This window comes from Nocardioides rubriscoriae (genome assembly GCF_008087085.1).
GTDB classification, from domain to species: domain Bacteria; phylum Actinomycetota; class Actinomycetes; order Propionibacteriales; family Nocardioidaceae; genus Nocardioides; species Nocardioides rubriscoriae.
Map to the genome: position 1 here is coordinate 66,593 of NZ_VIYJ01000005.1, position 22,375 is coordinate 88,967.

General features: G+C 71.6%; 21 protein-coding genes. 10 read left to right on the top strand and 11 right to left on the bottom strand.

Going from position 1 to position 22,375, the window contains the following annotated elements:
• Positions 1-8 precede the first annotated feature (8 nt).
• Genes cofD through FZC61_RS10000 form a run of 3 tightly spaced genes read left to right on the top strand, consistent with a single transcriptional unit; the run spans position 9 to position 2,818 of the window.
• Positions 9-1,055 (top strand): 2-phospho-L-lactate transferase, encoded by a 1,047-nt coding sequence (cofD, locus tag FZC61_RS09990; RefSeq protein ID WP_148614028.1) that lies wholly within the window; start codon positions 9-11, stop codon positions 1,053-1,055.
• Entirely contained in the window at positions 1,052-2,020 is a 969-nt protein-coding gene (cofE, locus tag FZC61_RS09995) for a coenzyme F420-0:L-glutamate ligase (RefSeq protein ID WP_148614029.1), read from the top strand. Before cofD ends, cofE begins: the two co-directional genes overlap by 4 nt.
• A 42-nt stretch (positions 2,021-2,062) precedes the next feature.
• Entirely contained in the window at positions 2,063-2,818 is a 756-nt protein-coding gene (locus FZC61_RS10000; protein ID WP_148614030.1) for a DUF3105 domain-containing protein, read from the top strand.
• Between the two features lie 21 nt (positions 2,819-2,839).
• Here the strand turns inward: FZC61_RS10000 and FZC61_RS10005 are convergent, their stop codons facing one another.
• Positions 2,840-3,943: a mannose-1-phosphate guanylyltransferase gene (locus FZC61_RS10005; RefSeq protein ID WP_148614031.1), complete on the bottom strand. Its 1,104-nt coding sequence runs from the start codon at positions 3,941-3,943 to the stop codon at positions 2,840-2,842.
• Positions 3,944-4,013: 70 nt separating this feature from the next.
• Between FZC61_RS10005 and FZC61_RS10010 the strand changes: the two genes are divergently transcribed.
• A complete protein-coding gene (locus FZC61_RS10010; protein ID WP_148614032.1) occupies positions 4,014-4,736 on the top strand; it encodes a TIGR03089 family protein in 723 nt (240 codons plus the stop codon).
• 26 nt (positions 4,737-4,762) lie between these two features.
• Here the strand turns inward: FZC61_RS10010 and FZC61_RS10015 are convergent, their stop codons facing one another.
• The 5 genes from FZC61_RS10015 to glf all read right to left on the bottom strand — a co-directional run bounded on the left by FZC61_RS10015 (position 4,763) and on the right by glf (position 12,158).
• Positions 4,763-6,886 (bottom strand): N-acetylmuramoyl-L-alanine amidase, encoded by a 2,124-nt coding sequence (locus tag FZC61_RS10015; protein ID WP_148614033.1) that lies wholly within the window; start codon positions 6,884-6,886, stop codon positions 4,763-4,765.
• Positions 6,887-7,185: 299 nt separating this feature from the next.
• Positions 7,186-7,965: an ABC transporter ATP-binding protein gene (locus FZC61_RS10020; RefSeq protein ID WP_148614034.1), complete on the bottom strand. Its 780-nt coding sequence runs from the start codon at positions 7,963-7,965 to the stop codon at positions 7,186-7,188.
• Positions 7,966-7,972: 7 nt separating this feature from the next.
• On the bottom strand, positions 7,973-8,881 hold the full coding sequence (locus FZC61_RS10025) for an ABC transporter permease (RefSeq protein WP_148614035.1): 909 nt from the start codon (positions 8,879-8,881) through the stop codon (positions 7,973-7,975).
• Complete coding sequence (locus tag FZC61_RS10030) at positions 8,878-10,947, bottom strand: glycosyltransferase (RefSeq protein ID WP_148614036.1); 2,070 nt, start codon at positions 10,945-10,947, stop codon at positions 8,878-8,880. Before FZC61_RS10030 ends, FZC61_RS10025 begins: the two co-directional genes overlap by 4 nt.
• Positions 10,944-12,158, bottom strand: coding sequence for a UDP-galactopyranose mutase (glf, locus tag FZC61_RS10035; RefSeq protein ID WP_148614037.1), 1,215 nt, complete (start codon positions 12,156-12,158; stop codon positions 10,944-10,946). Before glf ends, FZC61_RS10030 begins: the two co-directional genes overlap by 4 nt.
• A gap of 125 nt (positions 12,159-12,283) precedes the next feature.
• Here glf and FZC61_RS10040 point away from each other — a divergent pair, with 125 nt between their 5' ends.
• On the top strand, positions 12,284-13,354 hold the full coding sequence (locus FZC61_RS10040) for a phosphatase PAP2 family protein (protein WP_148614038.1): 1,071 nt from the start codon (positions 12,284-12,286) through the stop codon (positions 13,352-13,354).
• Here FZC61_RS10040 and FZC61_RS10045 read toward each other — a convergent pair.
• The gene (locus FZC61_RS10045; protein ID WP_148614039.1) at positions 13,344-14,258 is read right to left on the bottom strand and encodes a glycosyltransferase family 2 protein; all 915 of its coding nucleotides are present in this window, start codon (positions 14,256-14,258) and stop codon (positions 13,344-13,346) included. The genes FZC61_RS10040 and FZC61_RS10045 overlap by 11 nt on opposite strands.
• Complete coding sequence (locus FZC61_RS10050) at positions 14,255-15,163, bottom strand: glycosyltransferase family 2 protein (RefSeq protein WP_148614040.1); 909 nt, start codon at positions 15,161-15,163, stop codon at positions 14,255-14,257. Before FZC61_RS10050 ends, FZC61_RS10045 begins: the two co-directional genes overlap by 4 nt.
• Before the next feature lie 22 nt (positions 15,164-15,185).
• Between FZC61_RS10050 and FZC61_RS10055 the strand changes: the two genes are divergently transcribed.
• The gene (locus tag FZC61_RS10055; protein WP_148614041.1) at positions 15,186-15,968 is read left to right on the top strand and encodes an inositol monophosphatase family protein; all 783 of its coding nucleotides are present in this window, start codon (positions 15,186-15,188) and stop codon (positions 15,966-15,968) included.
• Here FZC61_RS10055 and FZC61_RS10060 read toward each other — a convergent pair.
• Positions 15,961-16,500, bottom strand: a complete 540-nt coding sequence (locus FZC61_RS10060; RefSeq protein WP_246142621.1) for a Uma2 family endonuclease — start codon at positions 16,498-16,500, stop codon at positions 15,961-15,963. The genes FZC61_RS10055 and FZC61_RS10060 overlap by 8 nt on opposite strands.
• A gap of 102 nt (positions 16,501-16,602) precedes the next feature.
• Positions 16,603-18,066 (bottom strand): LCP family protein, encoded by a 1,464-nt coding sequence (locus tag FZC61_RS10065; protein WP_148614043.1) that lies wholly within the window; start codon positions 18,064-18,066, stop codon positions 16,603-16,605.
• Between the two features lie 151 nt (positions 18,067-18,217).
• Between FZC61_RS10065 and FZC61_RS10070 the strand changes: the two genes are divergently transcribed.
• Positions 18,218-19,507 (top strand): LCP family protein, encoded by a 1,290-nt coding sequence (locus FZC61_RS10070; protein ID WP_148614044.1) that lies wholly within the window; start codon positions 18,218-18,220, stop codon positions 19,505-19,507.
• Positions 19,508-19,528: 21 nt separating this feature from the next.
• Positions 19,529-20,410: a crotonase/enoyl-CoA hydratase family protein gene (locus tag FZC61_RS10075; RefSeq protein ID WP_148614045.1), complete on the top strand. Its 882-nt coding sequence runs from the start codon at positions 19,529-19,531 to the stop codon at positions 20,408-20,410.
• Positions 20,411-20,422: 12 nt separating this feature from the next.
• Here FZC61_RS10075 and FZC61_RS10080 read toward each other — a convergent pair whose 3' ends face one another.
• A complete protein-coding gene (locus FZC61_RS10080) occupies positions 20,423-21,196 on the bottom strand; it encodes a sigma-70 family RNA polymerase sigma factor (protein WP_148614046.1) in 774 nt (257 codons plus the stop codon).
• A gap of 255 nt (positions 21,197-21,451) precedes the next feature.
• On the opposite strand from FZC61_RS10080, the gene FZC61_RS10085 reads away from it, so the two are divergent.
• Entirely contained in the window at positions 21,452-21,886 is a 435-nt protein-coding gene (locus FZC61_RS10085) for a CoA-binding protein (protein WP_148614047.1), read from the top strand.
• A gap of 3 nt (positions 21,887-21,889) precedes the next feature.
• On the top strand, positions 21,890-22,312 hold the full coding sequence (arfB, locus tag FZC61_RS10090) for an alternative ribosome rescue aminoacyl-tRNA hydrolase ArfB (protein ID WP_148614048.1): 423 nt from the start codon (positions 21,890-21,892) through the stop codon (positions 22,310-22,312).
• Positions 22,313-22,375 lie beyond the last annotated feature (63 nt).

Consider the following 22,375-nt stretch of genomic DNA (forward strand, 5'->3'; position numbering starts at 1 on the left):
GTAGGCCTATGTCGATCTCCCAGATCACCGTGCTCTCCGGCGGCATGGGCGGCGCCCGTTTCCTGCAGGGGCTGCTCCACGGCATCGCCTCCGGCTCCCTCCCCGGGGTCGCTCCCGACGCCCGGGTCACGGTCGTCGCCAACACCGCCGACGACCTGTGGATGCACGGCCTCAAGATCTGTCCCGACCTCGACACCGTGATGTACACCCTCGGCGACGGCATCGACCTCGACCGGGGCTGGGGACGTCGTGACGAGAGCTGGAGCGTCAAGGACGAGCTGGCGGCCTACGGCGTCGAGCCGACCTGGTTCGGGCTCGGCGACCGCGACATCGCGACCCACGTGGTGCGCACCCAGATGCTCGACGCGGGCTACTCGCTGTCGGACGTGACGACGGCGCTGTGCAACCGCTGGCTGGCCCCCCGCTACGGCGAGGGCGTGCGCCTGCTGCCGATGACCGACGACCGGGTCGAGACCCACGTCGCGATCGCCGACGAGACGACGCCGAGCGGACGTCGGGTCGTGCACTTCCAGGAGTACTGGGTGCGCCTGCGTGCCGCGGTGCCGGCCGAGGCCGTCGTCGTGGTGGGCCTCGAGTCCAGCACCCCCGCGCCCGGGGTCGTCGACGCGATCACCGACGCCGACCTGGTCGTGCTGCCGCCGTCCAACCCCGTGGTGTCGGTCGGCACCATCCTCGGCGTCCCCCGCGTCCGCGAGGCGCTGCGGGCGACCCGCGCGCCGGTGGTCGGCCTGTCCCCCATCGTGGGCGGCACCCACGTGCGCGGCATGGCCCACCAGATGCTGACGTCGATCGGGGTCGAGGTCAGCGCCGGGGCGGTCGGCCTCCACTACGGGTCCCGCTCGACCGGCGACGACGGCGTCCTCGACGGCTGGCTGGTCGACGATCGCGACGCCGACCAGGTCGACCGGGTGCGCGCCGGCGGCCTGGCGTGCGCCGCCGTGCCGCTGATGATGAGCGACGTCGACGCGACGGCCGCCATGGCGGCGGCCGCCATCACCCTCGTGACGGGTGCCGGCGCGGGCGGCGACGAGTGACGGTCAGCGCGACGGCACCCGACGGGGTGCCGGAGATCGGGCCGGAGGACGACCTCGTCGCAGCCCTGCTGCCCCTGGTCGACCTCGCCGACGGCGACGTGGTCGTGGTCACGAGCAAGGTCGTCAGCAAGTCCGAGGGCCGCGTGGTCAACGGCGCCCGCGAGGACCACCTCGCCGCCGAGACCGCGCGGGTGGTCGCCCGCCGGGGCCCCACGACCATCGTGCGCACCCGCCACGGGCTCACCCTGGCCGCGGCCGGCATCGACGCCTCCAACGTCGCCCTGGGCTCGGCCGTGCTGCTCCCCCTCGACCCCGACGCCTCGGCACGCCGCCTGCGCGAGGACCTGCTGGCCCGCACCGGGCGCAACGTCGGCGTCGTGGTCACCGACACCGCCGGCCGCGCCTGGCGCGAGGGCCAGACCGACATCGCCATCGGTGCGGCCGGGCTGCTGGTGGCCGAGGACTTCGCGGGTCGCGTCGACGCCCACGGCAACGAGCTCGCGGTGACCGCACCCGCCGTGGCCGACGAGATCGCGGGCCTGGCCGAGCTGGCGCAGGGCAAGCTCGGCGCCCGCCCGTTCGCGGTCGTGCGCGGACGCGCCGACCTGGTGCTCCCCCCGGGGGAGCACGGACCCGGCGCCGTCGCGCTGGTCCGGCCCGAGGGCGGCGACCTGTTCGGGTACGGCGCCCGCGAGGCCGTCGTCCGCGCGATCGGTGCCGCACCCGACGACGCGCTCCCGTTCGGCTCCCCGGTCACCGCCGCCGAGCTGGTCGAGGTCGTCGAGCGCGTGCTGCAGGTCCGGCTGGTCGTGGTCGACGACGACACGGTCGCCGCGCCCGGCGACACCGACCCCCGGGTCGCGGTGCTCGCCTTCGCCCACGGCTGGCTGCCGGCGCCGCACCCCCACGGCGACCAGTGCGGCGACCACCGCGACGATCTGCGCTTTGCCAGGTCCACTCCGTAGACTCTGTCCGTTCCCCGAACCCCCGGAAGAGGTAAGCCGAGCGTGGCCAAGCCGTCCAAGACCGTCAAGACCGAGCGTCAGCGGCTGATCGACGAGACCCTGAAGAAGCAGAAGTCGGCCGAGAAGCGCCGTGGCAACCTGATCGTCGCGGTCTCCGTCGTGCTGGCCCTCGGCATCATCGCGATCCCCGTGGTGCCGATCGTCAACGGCTGGTTCCACGAGGAGTCCTACGCAGACACCCCGATCGACGAGATCGGCGCGGCCGCCTCGGTCTGCCAGGACCCGGTCACCAAGGCCGGCAAGGACGTCGGCACGCACGTCGACCAGTCCCAGACCGTCGACTACGACACCGCTCCCCCGGCGTTCGGCGCCCACTGGAACGTCCTGGGCCTGGCCCCGGCGACCTTCACCGACAAGTTCTACGACGCCAGCGACCGCCCGCCGCTCGAGGCGCTGGTCCACAACCTCGAGCACGGCTACACGATCCTGTGGTACGACGAGACGATCGCCGACAGCTCCACCCAGCTCGCCCAGGTCAAGGCGATCGCCCGCAAGTTCAAGGAGTCCGGCGACAACCTGAACTTCCGCAACAAGTTCATCGCGGCCCCCTGGACCAGCGACGACGAGGGCGGCAAGAAGTTCCCCAGTGGTCAGCACGTCGCCTTCACCCACTGGATGGGTAACACCACCACCTCCACCGGTGTCTGGCAGTACTGCTCGGACGTGTCCGGCGGGGCCCTGGTCGCCTTCCTCGACAAGTACCCCTACACCGACGCCCCCGAGGCGAACGCCCTTTAAGGGATCGGGGTCGGGCTCGGGTCACGTCAGGTCGGCGCGCCCGGACTGCTTGAGGGCCGCGACGATCGCCTTGACGTCCTGGGCGCGAGCGCGGGTGGTCACCAGCAGCGCGTCGGGGGTGTCGACCACGACCACGTCGTCGAGGCCGACCACCGCCACCACCTTGCCACCGGCCGGCACTACCAGGCCGGTCGCCGCGAGCGCCTGCACGAGCGAGTCGTCGCCCAGCACGGTGACCGAGGCCCGGTCGGGGTCGTCGAGCAGCGTGGCCAGCGAGTCGAAGTCACCGATGTCGTCCCACCCGAACGCCGCCGGTACGACGACCACCTGGCCGGCTGCCGCCGCCGGCTCGGCGACGGCGTGGTCGAGGGCGATGCGGGGCAGCCGGCCCCACGCCTCCTCCAGGGTCTCGGGGGCCGCGGCGATCGCGCGCAGCGCCGCCGCGAAGGCCGGGTCGCCCTCGGCGAGCAGGTCGAGCAGGACGGTGGGCCGCACCACGAACATGCCGGCGTTCCAGCGGTAGCGTCCGGTGGCGAGGTAGCCGTCGGCGACGTCGACCGACGGCTTCTCCACGAACTCCACGACCGACCGGGCGCCCGGGTGGCCCTCGAGGTCGTCGCCGAGGTGGATGTAGCCGAAGGCCGAGGACGCGAAGGTCGGCTCGATGCCGATCGTCACCAGCCACCCGTCGCGGGCGGCCCCGACGGCGGTCCGGACGCAGTCACCGAAGGCGGCCGGGTCGGCGATCACGTGGTCGGCTGCGAAGGAGCCCATCACGGCGTCGGGGTCGCGGCGCTCGAGCATCGCGGCGGCCAGGCCGATCGCGGCCATCGAGTCGCGGGCCGACGGCTCGGCGACGATCGCCGCCTCGTCGACCTCGGGCAGCTGTGCGGCCACGGCGTCGCGGTGCGCGCGTCCGGTGACCACCAGGAAGCGGTCCTCGACCAGCGGGGCGAGCCGGTCGTGGGTGCCCTGAAGCAGCGAGCGGCCGCTCCCGGTCAGGTCGCGCAGGAACTTCGGGGACGACGAGCGCGACAGCGGCCACAGGCGGGTGCCGGCGCCCCCGGCGGGCACCACCGCCCACAGCCCGTCGATGGGGTCAGGGACCGAGGAGGGAGCGCTCATGCCGGGAGCGTAGTGACTGGCGGCGCCGCCCCGACACCGGTCCGGAAGACCGGGCCGCCAGACTGGACCGGTGACCACCTTCAGCGCCGTCCTGACCGACCTGCTGCGCGCCGACGCGGGCCGCCCGCTGGTGACCTTCTACGACGGCCGGACCGACGAGCGGGTGGAGCTGTCGGTGACGACGTACGGCAACTGGGTGGCCAAGGCCGCCTCCCTGCTGGTCGACGAGCTCGACCTCGAGAAGGGCCAGAGCCTGCGGGTCGACCTGCCGACGCACTGGCTGGGGCCGGTGTTCCTCGGCGCGGCCTGGACGGCGGGGCTGGTCGTGACGCGGTCCGAGACGCCCGACGCGGTGGTCTGCGGGCCCGACACCCTCGACCACTGGGCCGCGCGGTCCGACGACGTCGTGGTGCTGGCCTGCGCCCTCACGCCGATGGGCGTGCGGTTCACCGACGGCGTGCCGCCGGGGGTCCACGACGTCGGCGTCGAGATCTGGTCGCAGCCCGACGCCTTCACCGCGTGGGACCCGCCCACGGGCGACGACGTCGCCCACGACCTGGACGGCTCCCCCGTCACCCACGAGGTGCTGTGGACGGCGGCCGCCGCCGGGACTCTCGTCACCGACGGCGGCCGCCTCCTCTCGGAGGCGAACCCGGCTTCCCCACCGGGGATCGCCTCCTTCACCGAGCCGCTGCTACGCAGGGGCTCGCTGGTCCTGGTCACCCGGGCCGCGCGGGAGCGTCTCGAGGCGACCTACGCCGCCGAGCGCGCTACCGCCCGCTTCCCTGCCTGAGTGACCAGACGTCATCGCCGGCCCGATCAGCCGAAGAGGTCGAAGTACTGGTAGCCCCCGCCGACGACGACCGGCGTGCCGAAGCCGGTCGCCGTGCCGGGGATCACCACGAGCTTGCCGGTCGCGCGCACCCGGGCCAGCAGGTCCGGGTGGCCCGTGAGGTCCATGTCGCTGACCCCGATGACCTGGTCGTACGGCGACAGGTCGAGGCTCAGCACGCGCCCGCCGGTCAGCCCACCGGGACCGTTGCCCGGGTAGAGCGTGAGCTTGGAGCCGGTGCGGAACATGCTGTCCGGGGCCCCGTCGCCGTCCCACAGCCCGACCGGGATCTGCTGCGAGGCCTTGAGCGCGCTGAACGCGACGTAGCTCGCCCCGAGGCCCTTGGTGCCGCGGCCCGGATAGATGCGCATGTCGCCACCGGCGGGCTGCCCCATGAGGTCGGGCCAGCCGTCGCCGGTCATGTCGCCGACCGCGGCCAGCAGGCCCACCTTGCCGAAGTCACGGGCCAGCTCGACGGCCGGTCCGAAGCGTCCGTTGCCGAGGCCGGGGCGGAAGTAGAGGGTGCCGTTCGAGGCACGTCGCGTGATCAGGTCGGACGTGCCGTCGCGGTCCCAGTCGCCGGCGTTGAAGATGCGGTCCTGGGTCGACAGGTCGAGGTCCATCGGCCGGGGCACGCCGCGGGCGTAGCCGGTGGCGGTCTTGCGCAACGGGATCACGAAGCCCTGGCCGTCGGAGGCGCGTCGTACGACGAGGTCGGGCTGGTCGACCCCGGCGAGGTTGGACTCCAGCTGCCGGCCCGCGAACGTCGCCTGAGCCCGCTTGGCCAGGATCCGGATCTGCGGGATCTTGGCGTAGAGGTACTTGCCGGGGCAGGCGGTCGACGCCGCGTCGCGGTGGCCGTTGATGGCCTGGAAGGTGCGGGAGGTGACGAACTGCTTGGTCGAGGAGGCGTCGACGCCGTGCAGCGAGAGCTTCCAGCCGAACAGTGCGCCGTAGGCCTCGACCATCGCGTTGCTCGGCTTGGCCTCCTCGAAGTTGCCGATCGCCGACATCGCGAACGAGTCGTCGTTGTAGCCGAGCGTGTGGGCCCCGACCACGGGGCGGTCGACGCCACCGGCGCGTCCCTCCCAGATCCGCCCGAACCGGTCGACGAGGTAGTTGTAGCCGACGTCGGACCACCCGCGCGACTGCGTGTGGTAGGCGTAGATGCCGCGCAGGATCGCCGGGACGTCCTCGGGCGCGTAGTCGTTGGCGTTGACCGTGTGGTGCACGAAGCCGGCGTGCACCTCGTAGTAGTGCAGCGAGCCCTTGTCGCGCAGCCGCTCGTCGGCGCCCCACTGGGCACGCGAGTAGATCACCGGCTTGGGGGTGTACGCCGCGGCCGCGAGCCGGACGTCGCCGGCCGAGGTCTGCTGGACCGGCGCGACCGCCGGGACGGCGTCGTGGCCGGAGTCGAGCGTCGCGGTGTCGATCGCGGGCAGCTGCCTGGCCGACGTGCTCGGCGTGCCGGGGTCGATCACGGCGAGCTTCATGTCCGGCGGGGCCGCCCGGGTGGTGACCACCTTGACCTGCACCTCGTCGACGTCGCCGACGAGCAGCTCGTCGGTACCGGGACGCGCGTGGCGCCCCTCCTCGCTGTCGGGGTCGGGGCCGTGCTCGTCGCTGTAGGACATCCGCGTCCAGCCCGACCAGCGCCCGGCGTCCTTCATCCGGACCTTGACCTTGATGTCGGCGGTCCGCAGCACGTCGCCGTGCTGCCAGGTGAGCCCGACCGCGCCGTACCCGGTCACGCGCTGCGGGTCGCTGACCAGCCGCTGGACGCCGCGCGGTGACACCTTCGAGCTGGCGGTCGCCAGCGCGCCGGGCAGCATCCGGGCCCCGGCGGGAGCCGTGAGGCTCACCTCCGTGACCTTCGGGTCGACCACGCTGGTCGGCACCAGCGAGGGCACCTTCTGCGCCTCGACGTAGGCCGCCATCGAGGCCGGCGGCAGCGCGGCGGGCGCCGTGCCGACCCTGGACGGCGCCGGGGCGGCCTGGCCGTCGGGCGAGGCGAAGTCGATCGACACGATCCGCGAGGCCGGCGTCAGCGCCGCCAGGATGACGCCGAGGCCCAGCAGCTGCTGGCAGGTCGTCACGAACCGCGGACGCACGTCACGACGGCGCGGGGCCCTGTCGGAGGGCGTGTGGGCAGGGGGGAAGAAAGGCATTCGAAGTCAGCTCCAGTGCGAGGGGAAGATTCACACGAGAAGCAACTTTCACATCAGTCACACGGCCTGGGAAGAGGAACTGAGTAACTACAAACCTGTAATTTCCAGCCGACACGCCGATGTCTGTGGAAATTCTTGTAGAGGAACGCCGACCCGTCGCGTCGACGCGACGGGTCGGCGACAAAACACGTCGACCCGTCGCGTTTTCGCGACGGGTCGGCGGTGAGGGTCGGCTGCGGAGGTCAGATGTCGGCGCCGATGTCGTTCTCGTCGAGGTCGATCGGGTTCTCGGTCTCGTCCTCGTCGTAGCCGAGGTAGGTGATGCCCTTGGCCGGCTTGCCGTCGAAGACCAGCCGACCCTTGTCGAGGATCAGCACGCGTGTGCACATGCGGCGCACCGTGGCCGCCGAGTGCGAGACGTAGAACAGGGTGCGCCCGGAGTCGCGGATCTCGAGCATGCGCTCCATGCACTTGGCCCGGAACGGCTTGTCGCCCACCGCCAGGACCTCGTCGGCCAGGAAGATGTCGGAGTCGACGTGGATGGCGATGGCGAAGCCGAGCCGTGCGCTCTCGCCGGAGGAGTAGTGACCGACCTGGCCGTCCAGCTTGTCCTCGAGGCCGGCGAAGTCGACGATCGCGTCGAACTTGCGCTTGGTCTCCTTCTCGCTCATCCCGAGGATGGCGGCGTTGAGGACGAGGTTGTCGCGCCCGCTGAGCTGGGGGTGGAACCCCGCACCGGTCGCGATCAGCCCGGAGATGGTCCCCCGCGTCAGGATCGAGCCGGTGTCGGGGCGCATCACGCCGTTGATCATCTTCAGCAACGTGCTCTTGCCCGAGCCGTTGAGACCCATCAGGCCGATCGACTCGCCCTGCTCGATGGTGAAGGAGACGTCGTCGATGGCGTTGAACTCGTCGAGGGTCTTCTGCCCCCGGGTCTTGGCGACCGTGATCTGCTTGAGCGTGCGCTGGTAGCGCCTGGTGAAGGTCTTGGTGACGTTCTCCACCCGGATCGAATCAACCATCAGCAGGTCACAGCCTCTCGGGGATCTTGCCCTCGAGCCGGCTGAAGATGACCTGTCCGATGCCGAGGACGACGATGCTGACGCCCACCATCGAGACCCCCCAGCCCAGCAGGTGCTCGGGCATGACCGGCTGCTGGGGGTTGCTCGGGTCGACGGTGCCGACCCAGAACGCCCGCTGGAACAGCAGCACCGCGTCGGCGATGGGGTTGTAGAGGTAGTACTGGGCGAACGACCCGAAGCGGGTCTGCACCATCTCGTAGCTGTAGATCATCGGCACGCCGAAGCGGATGAGGTTCATGAAGATGTTGACGGCGCTGCCGACGTCGCGGAAGAACACGTTGGCCGCGCTGAGCAGCAGCGCGAAGCCCGTGCCGAGCAGCATGATGATCGCGATCCCGACCACCAGCGACGCCATGCCGTAGGCGTCGGGCACCCACCCGCTCAGCCCGCAGGCGACGACGAGGATCACCAGCTGGGGCCCGACGTGGTAGAGGGAGGTGAGCATGGTCGCGACCGGGAACATCTCGCGCGGCATGGCCATCTTCTGCACGATCTGCCGGTTGCGGACGATCGAGCGGGTGCCGGCGCCCATGGTCTCGGTGAAGAAGTGCACGATGACGATCGCCGAGAAGATGTGGATGGCGAAGTTGGGGATGCTCTTGTGGAGGTTGAAGATCACCCCCATCACGAAGAAGTAGATGCAGAACTGCGACAGCGGGTTGATGTAGGACCACATCAGGCCCAGCACCGAGCCCTGGTAGCGCGCGCTGATCTCGCGACGCACCAGGAGCTTGAGCAGGTAGCGCCGCTGGACGACGGCCTTGAGGCCGGTCCTCGAGGACGGCGCCACCAGCGGCGGCAGGTCGGCCTCGTCGACGGGCGCCTGCGACACCGGGTCGGCTGCGAGGTCGGTCATCGGGCGTCCTGCCCCTCGGGGGCGCTGCTCTCGGCGTCGGCCTCGGTCCAGGGCCGGAAGGTCTGCTCCCAGGCCTCGGGCGAGGTGATGTCGCCGAGCGCGGCGCGGTACTCCTCGGCCAGCCGCGGCCACTCGCGGCGCAGCCGCTCGTGGACCTCGAAGGTCTTGGCGACCAGCTCGCGGAACTTGGCCGGGTCGCGCTGGTAGAGCGCGGCCGACGTGCCGTCGTTCATCGAGACCAGGGCCGAGTCGAGCCGGCCCAGGCGGTACCACTTGGCGTCGATCGCGCGGACCTCGGCCTCGGGGTGCTGGCGCGAGAGCGGGCGCGGCGGCATCAGCTGGCGCAGCGGCTGCAGCAGGGCGGTACGACGCAGCTGGTGCCCGGTCGGCACCTCCGTGCCGTCGCGGCCCTTCTTGGGCGGCTTGGTACGCCGTACGGGCGGGAACGCGTCGGGGTCGGCCTCGAGCCGGGCGTCGGTGAACTGCTTGCGGAAGGCGTTGACCTCGGCCAGCTTGGTCGGCAGCACCTCGTGGAGGCGGTGCGGACCGGCGAGCACGTCGAGCAGCGCCTGGTGGCGGATCTCGACGGTGGAGTACTGCATCGCGACCAGGTGGGCGATCTGGTGGTTGCGGCTCTCGCGGATGATCCGACCGCCCTTGGGGTACTGCGAGTGCAGCAGCGCGGCGACGAAGCGGTTGCGGACGTGGAAGTAGGCCTGCCAGTCGAGCGCGTCGTTCTTGTCCGACCACGGGATGTGCCACACCGCGGCCCCCGGGAAGGTGACGGTCGGGTAGCCGGCCGCCTTGGCGCGCAGGCCGTACTCGGAGTCGTCCCACTTGATGAACAGCGGCAGCGACAGGCCGATCTCCTCCAGGACGACGCGCGGGATGGCGCACATGAACCAGCCGTTGAAGTCGACGTCGACGCGCTGGTGCAGCCAGCGGGTCGAGCGCAGGTTGCGCGCCGCGAAGTCCCAGTCGACGAACACGTTGGGCGCCGACTGCCACCAGAAGCGCCAGGGCTGGATGATCTCGCCGAAGCTGTGCATCCGCGAGCGGGCGTAGAGGTTGAACATGTGGCCACCGACGATGGTGGGCCGGCGGCACAGGTCGCCGAAGGTGACGGCCCGCACGATGCCCTCGGGCTCGCACACGACGTCGTCGTCCATCATGATCGCGTAGGTCGCGGTGCCCTTGCGGACCGACTCGAGCTGGCCGCGGGCGTAGCCGCCGGAGCCGCCGAGGTTGCCCTGCTCGATCATGCGCAGCTTGTCGCCGAGCACCTTCTCGGCGTAGGGGAACTCCTCGGAGTCGACGACCTTCTGGGTGCCCTGCTCCATCACGAAGACGGTGTCGAGGTAGGGCTTGAGCGCCTCGCGCTCACCGACCTGGGCGAGCAGCTTGGCGCAGAAGTCGGGCCGGTTCATCGTCGTGATGCACAGGTCGACCGTGCCGTGCTCGGCGCGGTCGGCCGGCACCTCGGCGGTCCACTCCCCGCTCTCGACCAGGACGTCGCCGTCACCGGCGACGACGTCGTACCAGTACCAGCCGCCGTCGACGAACGGCTTGAGGCTGAGGTCGAAGGTGAAGGTCTCGGGCTGGTCGCCGGAGGTCGACACCGAGTCGACGCGCTGGCTGTTGCCGCGCGCCATCGACTTGTAGACGATGACGGTGGCCCCGGCCCCGCGCACCGTGACGGCCAGCCGGACCTCCGAGACGACGGTCCAGCGGCGCCAGTAGCTGGCGGGGAACCCGTTGAAGTAGGTGCCGAACGACAGCTTCTCGCCCGAGGCGACCCGCAGCGCGGTGCGCGACTCGATCTGGTCGGGGTGGATCGCGGCGCCGGTGGTCAGGCCCTTGCGCATGGTCGCGGCGTTGAGCTCGCGCGCGTTCTTGTTGCTGCCGATCTCGTACTTGTCGGCGTCGAGCACGGCCGGCTCGGGGTCGACGTAGAGCGCCAGGACGTCGAAGTCGCGGTCGGTCGGCATGATCTGGCGCTGCAGGAGCCGCCGGGCCGTGGGGGCGGCCTGGTCCACGGTCTCGCTCACCGTCGTGGTGGTGCTCATTCGTCCACTCCTCCGCTGGTCAGCGGCGCGCCCTCAGCGAAGTGCGGACGCAGCTTGTTGTCGTACATCGACAGCGCCGACCCGATCGCCATGTGCATGTCGAGGTACTTGTAGGTGCCCAGTCTGCCGCCGAAGAGCACCATCGGCTCCTTCTTCGCCAGCTCGCGGTACTTCAGGAGCTTGGCGCGGTCCTCGGCGGTGTTGATCGGGTAGTAGGGCTCGTCGTCGTCCTCGGCGAAGCGGGAGTACTCGTGGACGACGATCGTCTTGCCCGGCAGGTAGGTGCGCTCGGGGTGCAGGTGCTTGAACTCGAGCACGCGGGTGAAGGGGACGTCCTGGTCGTTGGCGTTGACGACGCCGGTGCCCTGGTAGTCGTCGACGTCGAGGGTCTCGCGCTCGAGGTCGACCGTGCGCCACGACAGCCGCCCCTCGGAGTTGCCGAAGTACTCGTCGACGGGGCCGGTGTAGACGACCGGGACCTTGCCCTTGTAGTGGTCGGCGACGTCGAACCAGTCGGTGTCGAGCTGGACGGTGATGAGGGGGTGCTCGGCCATCCGCTCGAGCCAGGCCGTGTAGCCGTCGGTCGGCAGCCCCTCGTAGGTGTCGTTGAACCAGCCGTCCTCGAACGTGTAGCGCACCGGGAGCCGCGTGATGATGTCGGCGCTCAGCTTGGTCGGGTCGGTCTGCCACTGCTTGGCGGTGTAGCCCTTGATGAACGCCTCGTAGAGGGGACGCCCGATCAGGCTGATCGCCTTCTCCTCGAGGTTGGTGGCGTCCTCGGTCGCGATCTCGCTGGACTGCTCGGCGATGAGGGCGCGGGCCTCGGCGGGGGTGTGGCTCCTGCCGAAGAACTGGTTGATCAGGCCCAGGTTCATCGGCAGCGAGTAGACCTGCCCCTGGTACTTGCCGAAGACCCGGTGGCGGTAGCTGGTGAAGGTGGTGAACCGGTTGACGTAGTCCCACACCCGCTGGTTGGAGGTGTGGAAGAGGTGCGTGCCGTACTTGTGCACCTCGATGCCCGTCTCGGGGTCGATCTCGGAGTAGGCGTTGCCGCCGAGGTGGTAGCGCCGCTCGATGACGAGGACCTTCAGTCCCAGGTCGGCGGCGCAGCGTTCGGCGATGGTCAGCCCGAAGAATCCCGAGCCGACGACCACCAGGTCGGGCAGGGAGTCGGGGACGCCGGGCACGGCGCTGGGGGTGGCAGCAGACACAAAGGGTGATTCTACGGATCCTCGGGCGTCCTACCCGAAACCGCCGCGCCCCGATCGCATCACACTCCCCCGATCCCGGCTTTGCGAATACGGGAAAGACATCTGCTCGTTCTAGGCTTGGTGGTATGGAGGACCTTCGACCGCACCACGGCCTGCGCGGCGCGCTGGAGCGCAACTTCGGCTACGCCTGGGCCGCGGGCATCGCGATGGCCGTCGCGACCGTCGTCCTCTCGGTCGTCGCCGAGCTCCCGATCCGTGACCCCGACAGCCTGATCCCGGGCTACGTCCGCTTCCCCGCGATCGTGTTCGGCGCCGTCCTGCTCGACGTGCTGCCCCGCCTGGTCCTCCGCGCGCGCGGCCGGCTGTCGACCTACGGCGAGACCTTCCGCGCGATCATGCGCGAGCGCTGGACCCGCGCCCACTGCCTGTTCGCGCTGGGCGGCGTCGGGGCCTGGTACCTCACCTACGCGACCTTCCGCAACCTCAAGAGCTTCGTCCCGTTCGTCAACAGCAACAACTGGGACGACGAGCTGCGCCGGCTCGACCGCACGCTGTGGTTCGGCCACGACCCCGCCGTCGTGCTGCACGACCTGTTCGGCACCGGCTGGGCCGCCCACTTCTTCTCCGGCGTCTACTTCGTGTGGATCGGGCTGGTCCCGATCAGCATCGCCATCGCACTGGTCTGGACCCGCCGCACCACCGCCGGCTCCTGGTACGTCACCGCGGTCGCCTTCGACTGGATGCTCGGCGCGGTGGTCTACCTGCTGGTGCCGTCGACGGGCCCGGTCTACACCGTCGCCCAGCGCGCCGAGTTCGCCGACCTGCCCCGCACCTACAACACCATCCTCGCCGACTCGCTGTGGGACGACCGGGTCAAGGTGCTCGGCGACGTCTTCGGGTCCGGCACGCTGCAGACGATCGCGGCCTTCCCGTCGCTGCACGTCGGGATCATGGTCACGATCTGCCTGATCGTCCAGTACGTCGGCCTGGCCCGCTGGATCCGGGTCGTCTCGTGGGTCTTCCTCGGGCTGACCGTGCTGGCGACGATCTACCTCGGCTGGCACTACTTCGTCGACGTGCTCGCCGGTGCGGCCGTCGGGTCGGTCACCGTGTGGGCCGCGGCGCTGGCCACCGGCAACCGGGTCGGCCTGCGGCCGCAGCTGCGGCGCGAGGCCGACGAGCTCGTCACCGCCTGAGCGGACGGGCCTCGGGCGAGAGCACCGCGAGCGCGCGAGCGTCGCGCGCCGCGCGCACGACGTTGCCGGCCTCGCCCCGGCCCCCGCGCACGGGGCTGAGCAGCACCACCACGAGCGCGATCAGCCACGGCTTGAGGCGCACGAGGGCGTTGGCGCCGTAGCGCCGGTGCACCACGAAGAGGTTGCGGTACATGTAGTAGCCCTTCCACCCCGCCAGGTCGTGCTGCTGGTCGAAGGCGAGCTGGCGCACGAGCACCGCGTCGCGCACCGCCCAGATCCGGTAGCCAGCCCGGCGGGCCCGGATGGCGTAGTCGGCGTCGTCGTAGAAGATGAAGAAGGCCGGGTCGGGCAGACCGATGCGGGTGACGACCTCGCGGCGCACCAGGAAGCCCTCGAACGCGACGTTCTCGACCTCGACCCGCTCGGGCATCGCCGCCCGGGTGCCGTAGTCGGTCTCGACCATGCCGGTCTTGGGCTTGATGGCCAGCGGGTTGTCGAGGTCGAACCGGGTGGCGGCCTTCTCGACCAGTGCCCCGGACAGGTCCTCGCGCACCGAGGTCAGGCACGCCTCGTCCTGCGCCATCAGCACCGCCAGGCAGTCGGGCGCCGGCACGACGTCGTCGTCGATGAGCCAGATCCGGTCGAGGCCCCGCTCGTAGGCCGTGCGCGTCCCGACGTGGAAGCCGCCGGCTCCCCCGGTGTTGTCGTCGAGGTGGACCCGCTCGAGCGCCAGGCCGGCCGGGGCCGCGTCGAGGACGTCGCGGGTGTGGTCGGTGCTGGCGTTGTCGACGACCACGACGAGGTCGGGCACCCGGGTCTGGGCGGCCAGGCCTGCCAGCACTCGGGCCAGAAGGTCGGCGCGGTTGAAGGTCACGACGACGACGGCGACGGTCTCCGGCGTCACGAGAGGTACCTGCGGTGGCCGGTGAAGTCGCCGCGCAGCCCCGCCGCCGCCGCCCGCGCGCTCGTCGCGACGCGGCCGGGCTGGCGGCGGGTCAGCAGGTAGAACCACACGGTCTTGACCCAGAACATCAGCACGTGGGGCCAGCCGCGGTAGGTGCGCAGGTTGACGGTGTTGTTGCGGGCCATGCAGTAGTGCTTGAGGTCGCTGGCCGTGTGGTTGTAGGTCGTGCGCCCGCGCATCATCGGCGTGCCGAGGTCGTCGGTGGCCGGGTGCCGGAAGTGCGCGTCGACCACGGTGGCGATGCGGGCCCCCGCCCGCTCGGCGCGCCAGAGGTACTCGACGTCGTCGCCCCAGATGAAGAACTCGGCGCGGGGCACGCCGATCCGCTCGACCAGGTCGCGGGTGACCAGCACCCCGTTGAACGGGATGACGACGCCGGCCACCAGGCCGTCGCGCGCGGCCGCCTCGACCTCCGACATCCGGTGCACGACGGTGGTGCCGCCGGGGAGCCGGATCGGGAAGCACAGGCGGGAGGGGTCCTGCTCGGCGAGGACCGCCGGGCCCCAGAAGTCGAGCTCGCCGTCGCGCTCGAGGAGCCGGGCCAGGCAGTCGGGGTCGGGCAGGCCGTCGTCGTCCATCATCCAGACGAGGTCGGCGCCGCGCCCCATCGCCCAGGCGAGCCCGTCGGCGAAGCCACCGGCACCGCCGCTGTTGTCGGCCAGGGTGCGCGACAGCACACGGTCGACGCCGTCCTGCGTGCGCAGCCACGCACCGGTGCCGTCGGTCGAGGCGTTGTCGACGACGAGGACCTCACCGACCTCGGGCACCTCGCGCAGCCGGGACACCAGGCGCTGCAGCAGGGCCAGGCGGTCGAACGTCACCACCACTGCCGTCACCCGCGCCACACCGCAACCCTAGTGTGGTCACGTGGACACCGACGCCATCACCGCCCTGCTGCAGGACGTGGCGGCCGAGGTCATCACGCCTCGCTTCCGTGCCCTGCTGTCGCACGAGATCAGCGAGAAGAACCCCGGCGACCTCGTCACGGTCGCCGACCACGAGGCCGAGGTGCTCATCACCGAGGCGCTGGTGGCGGCTCACCCCGGGGCCGTGGTCCTCGGCGAGGAGGCGTGCGCCGCGGACCCGTCGGTCCTCGACCGCTACGCCACGGCCGAGCACTCCTTCACCGTCGACCCGGTCGACGGCACCAAGAACTTCGTGCACGGCTCCCCCGACCACGCCGTCATGGCCTCCGAGCTGCGCGCAGGCCAGGTCGTGCGCGCCTGGATCTGGCAGCCCCAGCACGAGCTGATGTACGTCGCCGAGCGCGGCGCCGGCAGCTGGCGCAACGGCGAGCGGCTCACCACTACCCCGCCCACCGGGGCGCCGGACACCTTCGACGTGCGGACCTCACGGCGGTCGTGGGTCGGCCGCCAGCACGCCGCGGTCGGCGAGCTGCGGCTGAGCTGGGTGTCGTGCGGCATCGACTACCCGCGACTCGTGGAGGGCGCGTGTGACGCGGTGCTCTACAAGTCGACCAAGCCCTGGGACCACGCACCCGGCCAGCTGCTGCTCACCGAGGCCGGCGGCGTGCTGCGCCACCACGGCGGACCCGACTACGACCCCCGCCGCACCGCCACCGACTGGCTGGTCGCGGCTGCCGACCAGGCGACGTACGACGTGGTCGAGGGCAGCTGGGACGTCACCTGACGAGTGAGGACGGCACCACGGTGACCGGGAACGGCCGGTCGGCGGTCAGCACCTCGTCGCCGGTGGCGCGCCCGGTCTCGACGTACTGCCCGTCGTGCAGCTGCCAGCAGACGACCGACGGCACCGCCGGGTCCACGACCCAGTAGGACGCGCAGGCCGCGGCCTCGTAGCGGCTGCGCTTGAGGCCCAGGTCGAGGTGGCGGGTGCTCGGCGAGAGGACCTCGACCGTCAGCAGCGGGACTCCGACGTGGTCGAGCCCGGCGACCTGCGCGGCCGTGGTCACCAGCACGTCGGGCTGCACGACCGTCTGTTCCGAGAGCGTGACGTCCAACGGCGCCACGAACACCCGCAGGTCCTCGGGGCACGCGGCGAGGAGAAGGGCGTAGAGGTGCCCGACAGTGGCCTGGTGCGGGACCTTGGGCGACGGGGTCACGATGATCGCGCCGTCGACGAGCTCGTAGCGGTTGCCGTCGTCGGGCATCGCGGCGAGGTCGTCGCGCGTGAACTCACGTCCCCGCGGCAGCGTCGTCATGTCGACCATGGTGCCCCCTCCTCGTCATGCCGACCAGGATGCACGCGCGAACGCCACCGTGCCGGCGTCCTCCACAGGCTGCGGCGTGCTCGCGACGACGGGTCAGCAGGAGGCGGCGAGGTCCTCGGCCTGGTTGGCGGCGTACCCGTCCTTGAGCGTGCCGACCGAGCCGCCGGTCACGGCGGTGGTGTCGACGGCGGTGTCGGGATGCTTCTTCCTCGTCGCCGGTGCCGGCGCGTCGCCCTCGGAGCGGTCGATCGCCTCGGCCACCTTGCGGTGGATGAGCTTGATGTCGGGGTGCGCGGTGACGATCATCGGCGGCACCAGCGACAGGGTCGCGACCTTCTGGTTCTTGGCCTTGAGGGCCAGGTCGAGGAAGGTGTCGACCTCGGAGGCCGGCACGTCGGTCTGCACCATGTCGGAGGTCGCCTTGGCGATGTCCTCGAAGTTGCGCAGGGCCGAGGCCGGGCTGACCTGCTGCAGCATCGCGTTCATCACGCACTTCTGCCGCGCCATGCGCGAGTAGTCGTCGGAGCCCTCGCGGGCCCGGGCGTACCAGAGGGTCTCGAAGCCGTCGAGCTTGCGGGTGCCGGGCTCGACGGTGCCGGTGACCTTGTCGCCGGGCAGCCCGATCGGGATGGGCTGGCGCACGTTGAGGGTGACCCCGCCGACGGCGTCGACGAGGCTCTTGAAGCCTTCGAGGTTGACCATCGCCCAGTAGTTGATCCTCAGGCCCGTGATGCCCTCGATCGCCATGATCGTGGCGTCGATGCCGGGCTGGTCGGAGCCGGGGAACAGCTCGGTGTTGTCCTGGGCCCACGTGCTGACGCCGTTGAGCATGCAGCCGTCGCAGTCGAAGCCGTCGGGGAACTGCTCGGCCATGACCGAGCCCTTCTTGAACGGGAAGTTCGCCATGTTGCGCGGGAGCCCGATCAGCACGGTCTTGCCGGTCACCTCGTCGATCGAGGCCACGGTCATCGAGTCGGTGCGCAGGCCCCAGCGCCCGGCGCCGGAGTCGCCGCCCATGAGCAGCACGTTGTAGCGACCGTGGTGGGCGTCGGAGGCCGCGCCGTCGCCGAAGGTGGCGAGGATGAAGTCGCGCTGGACCGCGACGACGTGGGCGGTGAAGAGCAGGATGCCGGCCACCCCGAGCGCGAGCATCCCGTTGACCCCGATCGCCAGGCGGCGGTGGCCCATCGAGTAGCTCAGCGGCTGCCCGATCCGCCAGGCGTCGAAGAACAGCGCCGCCCAGCCGACGGCCGCGGCCACCAGGACCAGGTTGAGCCAGAACAGCAGCGTGGTGTTGACCGCCATCCCGAGGACCAGGCCGTGGTCGAACGCCACGACCACGACCACCGCCAGGCCCAGCGCCCACAGGCCGAGGTAGACCCGGAAGGCCACCAGACCGACCTTGCGGTTGCCGGCGACGAGCTGGGCGGTCCCGGGGGCGACGAGGGTCATCGCCATCAGCGAGAGCGCGCGGCGGAACCGCACCTGGGCGGCCCGCTCGGCGAGCGGGGTCGCGGACGGGGCGGTGAGGGTGGACGGGGCAGACAGGACGGACATGGCACAGCTCTCTGCTGGGGAAGGAAGCAGACCGTCAGTATCACCAGTCACATGCGCCACACCCGTGATGACGCGCCGGGGCGACCCACGATTGGTCGCGCCGAGCACGGGTCCCCGGGATCCGACCGCACGACCGGTAGCGTCTGCGCCCATGAGCGAACGTCCGGGTGGCAGCCCCGGGGAGGGGCCCGAGTTCGGCTGGCTGTACGGCCGGCCGCCGGGCGCCGACGAGCCCCAGGCGCCCGAGGCGACCCGTCGGATCCCCGTCCAGCCGCGGCCCGGCCCGTCGAGCCAGTCCGGCCAGTCCGGCCCGTCGAGCCAGTCCGGCCCACCGACGCAGAAGATGCCCCGTCCGGGGCCGCCGGCCGCCGCTGCGCAGGGCACGGGTCCGCGACCTCCGGCCCCGGCTCCCGCGCCGTACGCCCCCGGCCCGGTCCCGCCCGCTCCCCCGCCGGGGCGCACCGGCGGCGGGTCCTGGGCCCGGCGGCTGCGTCGGCCCCGCTTCTGGGTGCGCACGGTGCTCGTGCTGCTCCTGCTCTGGGCGGTCTTCATCGTCGCGGTCCCGTTCGTCACCTGGCAGAACGCCACGCAGGTCGCCTTCGAGCCCGACGGCGACCGGCCCGGCGACCAGGACGGGACGACGTACCTCCTGGTCGGCAGCGACTCCCGGCGCGACCTGACCGCTGCCGAGCGCAAGGAGCTCAGCACCGGCAACCCCAAGTCCGAGCTCACCGACACCATGCTGATCCTGCACACCGGCAGCGGCCCGAGCGTGCTGCTCTCGGTGCCGCGCGACACCTACGTCGACCGCCCCTTCTTCACCGGCAAGATCAACGGGGCCTACGGCCGCGGGGGCGCGCCGCTGCTGACGCGGGTGATCGAGACCGAGACCGGCATCCGGATCGACAAGTACGTCGAGATCGGGCTGGGCGGGGTCGCCGACGTCGTCGACGCCGTCGGCGGCATCCGGGTCTGCCCGGTCGAGCGTCTCAAGGACCCCCTGGCCGGGCTCGACATCAAGAAGGGCTGCCAAGACGTCGACGGTCCGACCGCGCTGGCCTACTCCCGCTCACGCAAGCAGTCGACGTTCGGCGACCTCGAGCGCGTGCGTCGCCAGCGCGAGGTCATCGGCGCGATCGGCGACAAGGTGCTCTCGCCGTGGTCGGTGCTCAACCCGGTGCGCTGGTGGCGGCTCAACCACGCGGTGCCGTCGTTCTTCGCCTTCGGCGAGGGCATGAGCTCGATCGACGCCAGCCGGTGGGCGCTGGCGATGACCAGGACCGGCAGCGGCGACAACCTCACCTGCACGATGCCGGTCACCGACCTGAGCGCGAGCACGTGGGACCGCGACCGCGCCGACCCGCTGTTCAAGGCCATCATCGACGACGACACCAGCGCGATCACCAAGCAGCAGTGCACCCCCAACGGGATCGTGCGCTGACCCGCCGGTGAGACTGGGCCCATGACGACCTCGTACGAGACCCTCGACTGGTCCGTCGACGCCGACGGCGTCGCGACCCTCACCCTGAGTCGCCCCGACGCGCTCAACGCCTTCGACCTCACGATGGCGCGCGAGTTGCTCGCGGTCTTCACGACCGAGGCGCTCGACGACGCCGTGCGCGCCGTCGTGGTCACCGGCGCGGGCCGGGCGTTCTGCGCCGGCATGGACCTGTCGGCCCCGGGCAACGTCTTCGGGCTCGACGAGACCCTCGAGGTCACGCCCGAGCTGCTGCGCGAGCGCTTCGACGACCCGGCGTACGCCGACGGGGTGCGCGACACCGGGGGGCGCGTCACCCTGGCGATCCACGCCCTGCCCAAGCCCGTGATCGCCGCGATCAACGGCCCCGCCGTCGGCATCGGCGCGACCATGACCCTGGCGATGGACCTGCGACTGGCCTCGACCAAGGCCCGGATCGGCTTCGTCTTCGGCCGTCTCGGCATCGTGCCCGAGGCCGCGTCGACGTGGTTCCTGCCCCGCATCGTCGGGGTGCAGCAGGCGCTCGAGTGGGTCTACGCCGCCGACATCCTGACGGCCGAGCAGGCGCTCGCCGGCCGGCTGCTGCGCTCGGTGCACGAGCCCGACGACCTGCTGCCGGCCGCCCTCGAGCTGGCCCGCTCCTTCGTCGTCGACCGCTCCCCCGTCGCCCTGGCCCTGGCCAAGCAGCTCGTCTACGGCAACGGCGCGGCGGCCCACCCGCTCGACGCGCACCTGTCCGACTCGGTCGCCATGTGGCACACGTCGGTCGGCGACGGCAAGGAGGGCGTGGCCGCGTTCCTGGCCAAGCGCACCCCCCACTTCACCGGCACGGCCTCCGAGCTGCCCCGGATCTTCCCCGAGGCCTGACCGGACCCGGCCCTAGGCGGCCAGGGAGGCGCGCAGCTTGCGCAGGATGGCCGACAGCAGGCGCGAGACCTGCTCCTGGCTGACGCCCACCTCGGCGCCGATCTGGGCCTGGGTGCGGTTCTCGAAGTAGCGCAGCTCGAGGATGCGGCGCTCGCGGGGCGGCAGCGACTCCATCAGCGGACGCAGGGCCAGTCGGGCCTCGGCACTGGCGAAGGCGGGGTCGACGTCACCCATCCGGTCCAGTGGGGACTCGGCGCTCTCGGCGTCGGGCCGCGGCGCGTCGAGCGAGACGGGGTTGAAGCAGCCACTGGCCGACAGGGCGTCGATGACCAGGGTGAGGGGCTCGTCGAGGTGGACGGCGATCTCGGCCGGGCGGGGGCTGCGGCCCAGCCGCTGGGTGAGGTCGGCATCGGCCTGCGTCACGCGGGCCTGGACCTCCTGGACCGAGCGCGGTGGCCGCACCGTCCAGCCGGAGTCACGGAAGTAGCGGCGGATCTCGCCGCGCAGCGTCGGCACGGCGTAGCTCAGGAAGTCGTCGCCCACGGTGGGGTCGAAGCCGCGCACGGCCTTGACCAGACCGAGGTAGGCGACCTGGTCGATGTCCTCGGCCGGGATCCCGCGGCCGTGGTAGCGACGGGCGACCTCGCCGGCCACCGCCATGTTGGCGCGGATGACCTCGTCCTCGTAACGGGCTCGTGCCTCGCCCCGGCTCGCGCGGGCCCGCGAGAGCAGCAGGGCCGTCTGGACGCGACGGCGCGCATCGGTGACGGTGCGACTCGACCCCATGTACGAGCTACCTCCCGGTTCGAGGCCCGGGTGGGCCTCGATGGTGCTGCTGGTGGCGCTGTGCGAGAGGCACACAGGCCTCTGTGACCGATGTTGTCACAGCAGGTGGCACGGGGGCACCGGTTCGCCGAATGTTCACCCGAAAGGGGCCGGGGCCGCCGGGTGGGGGGATCCCGGCGGCCTCGGCGCTCGTGCGGGGAGGCGTACCCCTGCGCACCGCTCGTATGCACGGGTTCGATCGCCTAGCGTGGCCCCATGACCTCCCCCGCCGCTCCCGGCACGCCCGACTGGCAGGACCTGGCGGCGGTGGCGCTGATGCTCGACGAGTGCACCACCTGGGCGGTCGTCGGCCTGACCGCCAACACCGACCGCACGGCGTACTCCATCGCCTCGCTGCTGCAGGAGCGTGGCAAGCGGGTCGTGCCGATCAACCCCGGCGCCGTGACGGTGCTGGGCGAGACCGGCTACGCGAGCCTGGCCGACGTGCCGTTCCCGGTCGAGGTCGTCGACGTCTTCCGCCGCTCCGAGGCGGCCGGCGAGTTCGCCGACCAGGCCGTCGCGATCGGCGCCCGCGGCGTGTGGTTCCAGCTCGGGGTCGTCGACGAGGCGGCGTTCGAGCGCACCCGAGCGGCGGGCGTGGCGATGGTCATGGACACCTGCCCGGCGATCGAGTGGCGCAGGAGAGGGTGAAGGGTGGCCGGTCCCGGTGACGACCTCGAGGTCCGGCCGGGCGTCACGATCCCGGCCGTCGAGCTGGTCGAGCGGTTCAGCAGGTCGTCGGGCCCGGGCGGACAGTCGGTCAACACCACCGACAGCCGCGTCGAGCTCGAGTACGACGTGATGACCTCGACCGCGCTCAGCGACGCGCAGCGGGCGCGCGTGGTCGGCCGGGTCGGCTCGCCGGTCGTGGTGGTCGCCTCCGAGCACCGCTCCCAGCACCGCAACCGGGTCGCGGCGCGCGAGCGCCTGGCCGCGCGCCTGCGCGACGCGCTGCTGCCACCCCCGCCGCCGCGCCGGGCCACCAAGCCGACCAAGGGCTCGCAGCGGCGTCGGCTCGAAGCGAAGAAGCAGCGCGGCTCGACCAAGGCGCTGCGCGGTCGCGTGCGCGACGAGTAGGGGACGAGGAGGAGGTGCCGGGCGCCGGTACCTCAGGACAGCCGACCGGCACCCACGACCGAT